This window comes from Luedemannella helvata (assembly GCF_039528415.1).
Taxonomy (GTDB): domain Bacteria; phylum Actinomycetota; class Actinomycetes; order Mycobacteriales; family Micromonosporaceae; genus Luedemannella; species Luedemannella helvata.
Genome location: NZ_BAAALS010000080.1, coordinates 1 through 1,617, shown reverse-complemented (window position 1 = coordinate 1,617; position 1,617 = coordinate 1). Strand labels below are relative to the sequence as shown.

2 protein-coding genes are annotated in these 1,617 nt (G+C 71.2%); both read right to left on the bottom strand.

Annotated features, from left to right (window positions below):
* A partial coding sequence (locus ABD191_RS28670; protein WP_344089011.1) for a hypothetical protein occupies positions 1-377 on the bottom strand: 377 nt, incomplete at its 3' end.
* Entirely contained in the window at positions 374-1,426 is a 1,053-nt protein-coding gene (bet, locus tag ABD191_RS28665) for a phage recombination protein Bet (protein ID WP_051785505.1), read from the bottom strand. The genes bet and ABD191_RS28670, both read right to left, overlap by 4 nt.
* Between the last annotated feature and the right edge of the window lie 191 nt (positions 1,427-1,617).

Here is a 1,617-nt window from a genome sequence, read left to right as displayed (position 1 = left end):
TGGATCACGCCGGTTTCCGGATCCCCCCACTCCGTACCGCCCGCCGCGGTCAGCTCGGCCAGCACCTTCTTCTCGAATGCGGGCCGGACGCTGGTGCGGAACTCGCGCTCGATCTCACCGGCGTGGTTCTGGAGCACCCACGCCTTGAACGCGTCCGCATCGGTGACCTTGGCTTCACTGCTGCCGGCGGTCAGGCTGACCTTGCCGACCTCGATGCCGTCGGGGAGCGTGACGACGATCTGGCGGGTGCCGGTCTCCCGGGCGAGGTCGTCGAGCTGCTGCTGCACCTCGGCCCGCTTCGCCTTGTACGCGATGTTGATGACGTCGAGGAGGGTCTTGAGGTACGCCTCCTGCGCGGCATTGTCACGGAGGCTCATGCGGCACCTGCCGTGCCGCTGAGGATCTGCGTCATTTCGGTCAGCTGCTGGACGCCGGCCTCGCCGATGGGGATGCCGTAGGACTGCTGGAAGTCGGCGTCGAGGGTGTCGAGTCCGACGCGGGTGGCGGTGGCCCGGAGCTGCTGCTCGGCCTCGGCCACCGGGTCCGCGAACTCGGCGTCGGTGACCGTGTCAGCCGGGGCCGGGGCGGCGGGCGACGCTGCCTTGGCCTTGCCCACCTCGGCGATCTCCTGCAGGGTCGCGGTGCCGGGGCCGTAGCCGGCGGCGGACGCGTCGCGGTAGATCTGCCGAACCTCGTCGGCGGTGGCAGCGGCGTGCGCCTCGGCGACGAAGTCCCGTGCCGGAGCGGCCGGTGCCACCGGTGCGGCGGTGGCCCACGGGTCCGCCTCGCCCGGCTGAACGGAGCGGAGGTGCCGCTCGGGCTCCGGATTGTCGGCCTGCGCCATCTCCTCGGCCGTGTACACACCGGCCAGGTCGTGCGGGAAGGCCATGCGCAGGGCCAGAGCCTCGGCGCACTTCGCGGTCATGGTCGCGGGCATCTTGCCCCACAGGCCGATGACCTTGTCTTCCTTGCCGCGCTGCACGTACTCGGAGTACTTGGCCACCGCGGGGAAGCGCTGTCCGTTGCGGACGACGACCACCTTGGCGGCGGCTGGCGCTTCGTCCGACAGCCAGACGTCGTACCAGCGGCCGGACGCGTCGCACCACAGGGTGTCTTCGTAGCCGAGCGTGTGGCCGGCGGCAGCGACGACGCGGTGGGCGATGACGCGGTAGCCGTCGATGCTGGTCTGGGGGGTGAAGACCTTGCGCTTCTGCCGGTTGTCCCAGCGGCCGATCAGGTAGACCTGGCGGGTGAACGGGTCGAGGCCGGTTCGCTGTGAGAGGTGGAGGAAGCCGGAGAGTTCGGCGGGTGTGACGTCGTTGTCGATGCCGCCCTGTCGCAGTACGGCGGCCTGCTCGGGGGTCCAGTTGGTTTGGTCGGGACGGATGGCGAGGCTGCCGCCTGCCTTGGTGATTTCGGTGCTCACGGTGAGCCTTTCAGGGTGTGGCGGGCTGGGGCCCCGGTGTGGGGCCCTCAGCGGTGGTGGTTTGGCGCCGGGGCGGCCGGTCGGTGCACGGCTGGCCCCGGCGGGTCTTCAGGCGCCCGGCACGTGGGCCGGGTCGGGGCTGGCGAACGGCGCCAGGTGGAGCGGCAGGACCGGGATCGGCTGGGTGTCGG